Annotated in this window: 10 protein-coding genes; 5 read left to right on the top strand and 5 right to left on the bottom strand. The window is 70.9% G+C overall.

The genetic code is table 11. From position 1 onward, the window contains the following. Both MXD62_RS33435 and MXD62_RS33430 read left to right on the top strand, forming a co-directional pair. The coding region (locus MXD62_RS33435) for an Ldh family oxidoreductase (protein WP_248833350.1) at nt 1-853 on the top strand (853 nt) is incomplete at its 5' end. Beyond that, complete coding sequence (locus MXD62_RS33430) at nt 850-1,047, top strand: hypothetical protein (protein WP_248833349.1); 198 nt, start codon at nt 850-852, stop codon at nt 1,045-1,047. The genes MXD62_RS33435 and MXD62_RS33430, both read left to right, overlap by 4 nt. Before the next feature lie 109 nt (nt 1,048-1,156). Here the strand turns inward: MXD62_RS33430 and MXD62_RS33425 are convergent, their stop codons facing one another. Both MXD62_RS33425 and MXD62_RS33420 read right to left on the bottom strand, forming a co-directional pair. Next, nucleotides 1,157-2,026 (bottom strand): hypothetical protein, encoded by an 870-nt coding sequence (locus MXD62_RS33425; RefSeq protein WP_248833348.1) that lies wholly within the window; start codon nt 2,024-2,026, stop codon nt 1,157-1,159. 57 nt (nt 2,027-2,083) lie between these two features. Next, nucleotides 2,084-2,614 carry a toxin-antitoxin system HicB family antitoxin gene (locus MXD62_RS33420; RefSeq protein WP_248833347.1) on the bottom strand — a complete coding sequence of 177 codons (531 nt, stop codon included), beginning with the start codon at nt 2,612-2,614 and terminating at the stop codon, nt 2,084-2,086. Between the two features lie 271 nt (nt 2,615-2,885). Here MXD62_RS33420 and MXD62_RS33415 point away from each other — a divergent pair, with 271 nt between their 5' ends. Further along, nucleotides 2,886-3,659 carry a lysophospholipase gene (locus MXD62_RS33415; RefSeq protein ID WP_248833346.1) on the top strand — a complete coding sequence of 258 codons (774 nt, stop codon included), beginning with the start codon at nt 2,886-2,888 and terminating at the stop codon, nt 3,657-3,659. A 231-nt stretch (nt 3,660-3,890) separates the two neighbouring features. Here the strand turns inward: MXD62_RS33415 and MXD62_RS39525 are convergent, their stop codons facing one another. Continuing rightward, nucleotides 3,891-4,736, bottom strand: coding sequence for a pentapeptide repeat-containing protein (locus MXD62_RS39525; protein WP_285224277.1), 846 nt, complete (start codon nt 4,734-4,736; stop codon nt 3,891-3,893). Nucleotides 4,737-4,907: 171 nt separating this feature from the next. On the opposite strand from MXD62_RS39525, the gene MXD62_RS33405 reads away from it, so the two are divergent. Then, nucleotides 4,908-5,540 carry a hypothetical protein gene (locus MXD62_RS33405; RefSeq protein ID WP_248833345.1) on the top strand — a complete coding sequence of 211 codons (633 nt, stop codon included), beginning with the start codon at nt 4,908-4,910 and terminating at the stop codon, nt 5,538-5,540. A gap of 81 nt (nt 5,541-5,621) precedes the next feature. On the opposite strand, the gene MXD62_RS33400 is transcribed toward MXD62_RS33405, so the two are convergent. Continuing rightward, nucleotides 5,622-6,140, bottom strand: a complete 519-nt coding sequence (locus MXD62_RS33400; protein ID WP_248833344.1) for a DinB family protein — start codon at nt 6,138-6,140, stop codon at nt 5,622-5,624. Between the two features lie 246 nt (nt 6,141-6,386). Between MXD62_RS33400 and MXD62_RS33395 the strand changes: the two genes are divergently transcribed. Next, complete coding sequence (locus MXD62_RS33395; RefSeq protein WP_248833343.1) at nt 6,387-6,881, top strand: GNAT family N-acetyltransferase; 495 nt, start codon at nt 6,387-6,389, stop codon at nt 6,879-6,881. Nucleotides 6,882-6,903: 22 nt separating this feature from the next. On the opposite strand, the gene rox is transcribed toward MXD62_RS33395, so the two are convergent. Further along, entirely contained in the window at nt 6,904-8,343 is a 1,440-nt protein-coding gene (gene rox, locus MXD62_RS33390; protein ID WP_248833342.1) for a rifampin monooxygenase, read from the bottom strand. Between the last annotated feature and the right edge of the window lie 23 nt (nt 8,344-8,366).

Below are 8,366 nucleotides of genomic sequence, written 5' to 3'. Positions count from 1 at the left end.
CGCCGGGAACCGGCGTGGTGTTCCGCGCCGGCGGCCCGCCGGGGTCCGCCGCGACGTCGCGCGGCCGATGTCCGCCGCCTGCCGCCACCAAGGCGTCCCGGCGGAGCAGATCGACGCCGTGGTCGCGCACTACCTGGAGGGCGAGTTACGCGGCAAGCCCTCACACGGCGTCGCGAAGTTCTGCTTCGAGTCGCAGTTCTTCCACCTACGCCAGGGCCCGCCCGAAGTGGTCCACCAGCAGGGCGTGTTCGCCGTGGTCGACGCCCACCGCGAGATCGGACCGCTGTCCGCCGCGTTCGCCGTCGACCTCGCCGTGGCCACCGCAGCCCGCCACGGCGCCGCCGCCGTCGGGATGATCAACACCCAGCGGTACGGCATCCTCGCCCCCTGGACCGAGGAGATCGCCCGGCACGGCCTGATCGGGATCGCCACCAACACCTCCCGCGCCGAGGCCGTCCCCGCCGGCGGCCGGACCCCGGTCCTGGGCGTCAACCCCCTCGCGTTCGCCCTGCCCACCCTCACCGAACCGCTCTCGGTCGACCTTGGCACCACGCTCGCCCCGATGGGCGTGCTGTGGGAGCACCGCGGCTCCGGCCAGCCCCTGCCGCCGGGCCAGTTCGTCGACAGCGACGGCCACCCGGCCACCGACCCCGACCAGGCGGCCAGCGCCGTCGTCTTCGGCCAGCACCGCGGCTTCGCGCTCTCCCTGCTCCTGCAGACCCTGACCGGCTCCCTGTTCGGGTTCCCCATGGGCAGCGAGGTCACCGACACCTTCACCACCGGCTACACCTTCCTCCACCCCCACACCCACAGAGAGGCACCACGCAAGATCACCCGCGTTTGCACCTGGTGACACGTTTCTTACCGGCACCCCCTGACCGACGGCGTGTTCCTCTGCGCCCGACCGCAGCCCTGGCCGCCGCCACCACCGCCGCACTGTCGGTCGGCGTGGGCTTCCTGCCCGTCTCCGGCGCCGCCGTCCTCGCCGCCTACGCCGTCCTTCTCGCCGTGCTACACCTGACTCTGGCCGGACGGAGCGTCACCTAGAAGGAGGCATCTGGTCGCAGTCGACCCGACCCCACGGACAAGCCATGACGGTCTGCAACAGTGGTGCCACAGTCCTCCTGGGCCCCAGGGGTGGGTCCGCCGGCCGCGTTCACGCGAGGGTCTTCTCCGTGGCCGGTGTCGCGCGGCGGATCACGATGTCGCCGTGGCCGGTGCGGGCGCGTACGGAAACGGTCTCCTCGTCCGCGCCGGGCTCGTCGGTGGCGTGCAGGTCGTTGCGGACCTGTCCGTGGCCGGACAGCAGATCCACCAGCGCGGCGGTGCCCGCGCGGATCCCGACCTCCAGCCGGCCGTGGCCGGAGGCCAGTGTGACCGTGCCGCGGGCGACCTCCCCGAGACAGATGGCGGCGCGGCCGGCGCGGGCGTGCACATCGGCGCCGGCCCGCTCGACGCTGATCGGCCCGGCGCCGCTGGCGGCGGTCAGCGGACCGGCGACCTCGCCGAGGTGGATCTCACCGCGGCCGGTCTGGATCCGTGCGGCGCCCTCGACCCGCCCGACCCGGATCGGGCCGCGGGCGGTGGCGATGTCGGCGTCCCCGTCCACGTACCCCACCGACACCGCCGCGTGCGAGGTGCGTAGCCGCAGGCCGCCGGTCCGCTCGACGGTCACCGCGCCGCCGGCGGCGTGCAGCTGGCAGTCCCCGAGGCGGCCGCTGGTGGTGAGAGCGGCGGCGGTGCGGGCCTCGACGCGGGAGCCGGCCGGCAGGCTGATCGTCACCTCCACCGCGCCACTGCCACCGAACAGGGAACGCACCCCCCGGTTCGGGCCGCGGACCACCAGCCGCCCGTCGGCATGGTCGACGGTGGTCTGCTCGGCGGCCCGGGTGTCGTGGTCGCTGCCCGGGTCGCGGGGGCGGACCGTCACCACGGTGTCCGTGCGCTCCTCGGCGTCGATACGTACGGTGCCGGCGCCCACGTCGAGGACGGTGAGGATCGGGGTCGGGGTGTCGAACGTCGCCATGGCAGGTCTCCTTCAAGGGTGGATGGGGACGGGTGGATGGTGCTGCGGGGGCTGCGGTCAGCGGACCCAGCCGCGGTAGCGGTGGCCGCGCGGCGGGTCGGCACGCCGGAGGGTGGCGGTGGTCGGGTCGAGGGCGGTGGTGATCGCCTGCACCAGCCAGGTGTTGACCGACATGCCCGCGTGGGCGGCGGCCTCGTCGACGCGGGGCTTGAGATGTTCCGGCACGCGCAGCGTGATCCGCGCCGTGCGGCCCTCGCCGTCTCCTGGCGCCTCTGTCGCCATGCCGCCGCCGGGCGGCGCCGCGGGCACGTCGGCGGTGACGTCACCGCTGACATCTTCGGCCGGCCATGGTGATGTCACGACGAAGTCGGGGTCGCTGCCGCGGAGCCGCACGTCGACCGAGCCGGGTGCCAGCTCGCAGCTGATCTCCTCGGCGGCGGCCGCGAGCGCCTCCAGCAGGACAAGTCTGGCCGCCGACTCCAGCGGGGCGGCGAGCCGCTCGGCCAGGGCCCGGGCCTCCGGCCCACCCGCTTCCGCGGCGACGGCAAGATCCCGACGCAGACTGTCGACATACGACGCAAGCTCCATGACGCCATCATGACGCCATAGTGGCGTCACACGCAAGCGGGATGCTGTCATCCTGGTGTCGCGCGGCCGGCCCACCCGCCGGCCCCCGCTCCCAGGGAAGCGATGACCATCGACTGGTACTGTGCTCACGTCGATCCGCGACCTGAGGAGGTGAGACCCGTTTCCGCTCCACTCACACGGGTGCTCCCCCTCGTCCGCACCGCGGGGCACCGCCTCTGACATGAGGTGGCCGCCGGGAGCATCCCCACGCATCCCGGAAGGCAACGCCACCATGCGTCTCACCTCGCAGACAGTCAGCAACGGCGTCACCGAGCGCCTGTTCACCCACGGTGGGATCCCCGGCGCGCTCTGGACCCCGGCCGACGCCCACGGTCCCCGCCCCCTGGTCCTGCTCGGCCACGGAGGCGGCCAGCACAAGACCGCCCCAGGCCTGCTCGCCCGCGCCCACCGCTACGTGACACGCCACGGTTTCGCGGTGACGGCGATCGACGCACCGGGCCACGGCGACCGGCCGAAAACCGCGCACGACGAGCAGTTCACCGCACGGCTGCGGCAGCAGATGGCGGCCGGCGAGCCCGTCACCGCGCTGATCGCCCAGGACAACGCCCGCCGCGCCACCCAGGCCATACCCGAATGGCAGGCCACCCTCGACGCCCTCCAGAACGTCGAGGACGTCGGCACGGCCGGCCCCGTGGGCTACTGGGGTGTGTCGCTGGGCAGCAGGATCGGCATGCCGTTCGTCGCCGCCGAACCGAGAATCACCGCCGCCGTGTTCGGCCTCGTCGGCTGCGACACCCATACCGGCGACACCCTCACCGACGCCGCAGCCCGCCTCACCGTCCCGGTACGGTTCCTGCTCCAGTGGGACGACGAACTCGTACCCCGCGAGGCGGGCCTCGCCCTGTTCGACGCCATCGCCTCCCCGGACAAGACGCTGCACGCCAACCCCGGCCGGCACGTCGACCTCCCCCGGGCCGAAATGGACAGCGACGAACGCTTCCTCACCCATCACCTCACCGGAAAGCCCCAGTCGAACCCGCGCTGACCCGCGCTGACATCGATCAGGCTGCGGCACGCACGATGGGCGGGCGCCGCGGCGCGTGTCGGGCCTGGCGATGATCGAGGCGCTGGACCAGGTGTCCGAGGTGCTGGCGATCGGGGCGCGTGCGGTGCAGCTGCGGCGAAGTCGGCGCGGGCTTGTTGGACCGCCTCTGGTATCGGCGCCGGCGCCGGCGCGGTGCCGGTGGGCGGTGGCTGGGATGGATCGGTGGACGAATCAGACCTCCTCCGGTACCGGAGGAGGCTTGGCGTGCCAGTGGCGGGGCCGGCTCAGCGTTGCGGGGATGGTGGTGTCGAGGTTGCCGTGCGCGGAGTCGAGCTGTGTCTGGGTCAGGAAGAGGGTGTCGGCGAGGCGTGCGCCGCGCAGGTTCGCGGCGCGTAGGTCGGCGCCGGTCACATCGGCTGTGGTCAGGTCTGCGTTGCGCAGGTCGGCGCCGATGAGTCGTGCTCCGCGCAGGTTCGCCCCGTTCAGGTCGGTGCGGCGCAGGTTGGCGCCGGTGAGGTCAGCACCGCGGTACTGCGGCCGTCGCCGGCCCGCCCGTGCGCGTGCCAGGTCGCTTGCCTGTTGCAGGAGCAGGTTGACGTCATGGCGGTGGCGGGTGATGTCCAGTGCGGTGAGTTGCTCTGGGGTGGCGTGGGTGAGTCGTCGGGTCTGGTCGCGGGCTGCGGCCAGCTCGGGGTGTATCGGCTGGGCCGGCCCGAGGTCGAGTGCGGCGGTCAGGTACCACAGCAGTTCGTGCAGTTGGCGCATGACGGGGAAGACCGCGAACATCTGTCGGGCGAGGCGGGGGGTGTGCCGCCAGTCCTGTCCGTCGAAGGTGACCTGGCTGAGGTGTTGTCCCGCACCGAAGCAGTCGAAGACGGCGCATCCGGTGAAGCCACGGTCGCGTAGCTGGCCGTGGACGCCGCAGTGGTTGTCCGCCTGCAGGTTGGGGCAGGGTTGCCCGGCCTTCTTGTCGATGGCGAAGTCCGCGGAGGCGGCGAAGGCCGGTGCCACGCAGCACAGGCCGAAGCAGTTCCCGCAGTCGCCGCGCAGCGGATCGGGTAGGGCCACGGCGACCATGATGAACCGTCCGTCGCCGCGGGCGGCCGGGAGCCGGCGTCGCCGCGGGCGGCGGGCGCGTCACCGGCGGGGAGATCTCCCGAGCTGACAGTGCTGGTGGGTGTCATGGACACGCCTGGCGGGGTGGCCCGGTCAGTTCACCTCAGTTCACCTGGCGGTGGGGACGAGCTGGTGGCAGGGCTCGATCAACTGACGGGCGTGCCTGATGATCCGTACCGTGGTCGGATGCCACCGCGGTTCCTGCCTGGACTGCAGTTGTGCCGGCTGTTCTACACGGAGGCGGTGCGCCCGCTGCTGGAGCAGGCTTTTCCTGGCCTGCGCCATGCCGCCGCGCGGGTGGGTCCGGGTTCGGAGGTACTCGGCTTCGACGGCGAACGTTCGGTCGATCATGACTGGGGGCCGCGGCTGGAGCTGTTCCTGCCCGCGGGCGACGTCACCGGCTACGGGGAGGAGGTTTCGGCGTTGCTCGCTGCGCGGCTGCCGAGGCAGATCCTGGACTGGCCGCCCCATTTCGAACCACCTGGCGCCCGGGTGCGGATCATGCGGGTGACGTCGGGTCCGGTGGCCCACCGGGTGCACATCACCGATGTGGCGAGCTGGTCGGTCGGCCAGCTCGGGTTCGACGCGTGCGCGGGTATGCGGGACCTGGACTGGCTGGCCGGCCCTACCCGGTCATCGACGCGGCCCGTTTCGCTGCCGCGCTCCTTGACCGTGTCGACGACGCCACCCTCGCCGCGTTGCCCCCGATCGGCGCTGTCGATCAGTTCATCGACAGCGCCGATGTGCTGGTCCAGCCGAATCTGACCCGCACGCTCATGGCTGCCGTCTACCCGAAGCCGCACGAGGGCGGTCCGGTAGCGAACGGTTGTGAGACATGTTGATCCGTCAGCCGAGGATGCCGGTTGCCCCGTCGGTGAGCTCGCGCAGGATGTCGGCGTGACCGGTGTGGCGGGCTGTCTCCTCGATCATGTGGATGTAGATCCAGCGCAGGGACACCTGGCCCATGTCGGGGTGGGAGACGACGTCGCCGAGGGCGAATCCGGTCGCGGCGGTGCGGGACTGTGCGCACGCCTGGTCGTAGGCGGCCAGTGCCCGGTCGAGGGTGTCGGTGTCGATGATCGTCCAGGACGGGGTGGGTTCGCTTTCGAGGGGTACGTCCGGGATGGTGTCGGTCAGTCGGTGGAACCAGTTGCGTTCGACCACGGTCAGGTGTTTGACGAGACCGATGAGTGTTGTCGGCGAGGGCAGCAGTTGGCGTTGGGCGGCGTCGTCGTCGATACCGCGCACCTTGTGGACGAGGACGTCGCGGTAGAAGTCGAGGAACGCTTCGAGGATCTCGCGTTCGCCGGCGGTGCCGGCCTGCATCAGGCGCAGTGTCGGGGGGCGCGGCGAGGGCTCCTGCATGCTGGAAACCTAGCGTGATGGAGGGGTGTTCAGTGTTGTGCGGGGCCGGTCATGGTCGGCGTTCAACTGCTGGCGTGTAGGGCGTATTCGACCGGGATCGGCTGCCTGGCAAGGACGCAGCGTCCCGCAGGAAGTGTAACGACGGCCGCACCGCACGCGAGGGCTGTGGAATCCGGTTCGTCTCACGTGGATTCACACTGTTGATCAGTGTTGTTGGTCGGTGTGTCACGGTGGGATGATCGGGAGGTGCGTGTCCGTCAGGCTGTTGTCGCCGATGCCGAGGGGATCGCGCAGGTGCATGTGCTGTCCTCGCAGGCCGGGTATCGGGGGTTGTTGCCGCAGCCGCTGCTCGACGGGTTGCGGCCGGAGCGGCGGGCGCCCCGGTGGACCGCGACGGTGCGGCAGACGAGATGGCCGGGGCGGGGTGTTCTCGTCGCGGATGACGCAGGTTCCATTGTCGGCTTCGTGGATCTGCGTCCCACCGAGGACGACGACCCGGGCGTGGTCGGGGTTGGGGAGATCGCCGGGTTCTACGTCCTACCGGCCATCTGGAGACAGGGCGTTGGACGGCAGCTGATGGCTGCGGCGGTTCACGCGTTACACACGGCCGGTTTCACGTCCGCGATGTTGTGGGTTCTGGAGGCGAACACCCGCGCGATCCGTTTCTACTCCCAGCTGGGCTGGGAACCGGATGGCTCCACCAGGGACAGGCTCGTGCGGTACCGGCGGACCCTCGACTGACCTGCCTCCGCTGTGATGGTGATCAGCTTCGTTGTGCTCGGGTGGTGGCGGTGCCGAACCAGGTGGGTAGGTGGCCGAGCAGGTCCTGCTGGTTGTCGCCGACCCAGGCGATGTGGCCGTCGGGGCGTAGGAGCGCGGCGGGGACGTCGAGTTCGTCGCTGACGTCGATGATGTGGTCGACCCGGTCCGCCCAGCCGGTGGCGGAGAGCTGGCCGGTCTGGTCGAGGAGCAGTCCGCGGCCGTGGTGCATCAGCGGGTAGAGGCGGCCGTGTTTGAGCGCGATGTCGCGCATCCGCCGGCCGAGCAGGTGATGGCCGGCGCCGAAGTCGTAGCGGATCCCGATCGCGATGATTTTTTCGGTGAGGTGTCGGTTGACGTCGTCGAAGTCCATCAGTTCGACCAGGAGTCGGCGTACTGCCTGCGCGCCGGGGTCGAGGGACATCAGCTCCATCTGCGCACGGGTGTTGGTGAGGACGTCGGCGGCGACCGGGTGTCGTTCGGTGTGGTAGGTGTCCAGTAGTCCGGCCGGCGCCCAGCCGTTGATCGTGGCGGCGAGTTTCCAGCCGAGGTTGAACGCGTCCTGCACGCCGAGGTTGAGTCCCTGTCCTCCGGTCGGCGGGTGGATGTGCGCGGCGTCGCCGGCGAGCAGGACCCGGCCGGTGCGGTACCGCTCGGCCTGGCGGGTGGAGTCACCGAAGCGGGAGAGCCAGCGGGGCGAGTGTGCGCCGAAGTCGGTGCCGGCGAGTCTGCGTATCTGCTGTTTGAGTTCGTCGAGGGTGGGTGGGGTGCGGTCCTCGACGACCCCGTCGGCGGGTGCGATGAGGCGGTACAGCCCGTTTCCCAGCGGGCCGGCGCCGAACCGTTTGTGGGTTTCGCGAACCTTGGTCACTATGGCGTTGATCGTCTCCGGTGGGGCGGTCAGTTCCGCTTCGGCGAGGAGCGTCTGGTGTCGGGTGGGTTCGCCGGGGAAGGGGACGCCGAGCAGTTTGCGGACGGTGCTGCGGCCGCCGTCGCAGCCGACGAGGTAGCGGGCGTGGAGGTGTGTGCCGTCGGCCAGGTGCGCGGTGACCGTGTCGTCGTCCTGGTTGAGTCCGACCAGTTCGTGGCCGCGGCGGATGTCGGCGCCGAGTGCGGTGGCGTGTTCGGCGAGGAGGCGGTCGGTGGTGGGCTGTGGGATGCCGAGGACGTAGGGGTGTGCGGTGTCGAGCTGGTCGGGTGCGGGTTTGCTGATGCCGGCGAAGAAGCCACCGACCGGGTGTTGGGTGCCGAGGGCGAGGAACCGGTCGAGCAGGCCACGCTGGTCCATGATTTCGATGCTGCGGGCGTGGAGGCCGAGGGAGCGGACGACCGGGGTCGGCTCGGTGTCCTTCTCGAGGATCCGCACGTCGATGCCGTGTAGTCGCAGTTCGCTGGCGAGCATCAGGCCGGTCGGTCCGCCGCCCACCACTATCACATCAATCATGAATCCTCATTAACCGAGAGTGC

Origin of the sequence: Frankia sp. Mgl5 (assembly GCF_023242985.1) — a bacterium.
GTDB classification, from domain to species: Bacteria; Actinomycetota; Actinomycetes; order Frankiales; family Frankiaceae; genus Parafrankia; species Parafrankia soli.
This window is presented reverse-complemented; position numbering and strand designations above follow the sequence as displayed.

Excerpts from the sequence above, each read along its gene's own strand:
- MXD62_RS39525 (WP_285224277.1), bottom strand. The coding sequence starts at position 4,736 with ATGGTCGCCGTGGCCCTACCCGATCCGCTGCGCGGCGACTGCGGGAAC.
- MXD62_RS33420 (WP_248833347.1), bottom strand. The coding sequence starts at position 2,614 with ATGGAGCTTGCGTCGTATGTCGACAGTCTGCGTCGGGATCTTGCCGTC.
- rox (WP_248833342.1), bottom strand. The coding sequence starts at position 8,343 with ATGATTGATGTGATAGTGGTGGGCGGCGGACCGACCGGCCTGATGCTC.
- MXD62_RS33425 (WP_248833348.1), bottom strand. The coding sequence starts at position 2,026 with ATGGCGACGTTCGACACCCCGACCCCGATCCTCACCGTCCTCGACGTG.
- MXD62_RS33415 (WP_248833346.1), top strand. The coding sequence starts at position 2,886 with ATGCGTCTCACCTCGCAGACAGTCAGCAACGGCGTCACCGAGCGCCTG.
- MXD62_RS33400 (WP_248833344.1), bottom strand. The coding sequence starts at position 6,140 with ATGCAGGAGCCCTCGCCGCGCCCCCCGACACTGCGCCTGATGCAGGCC.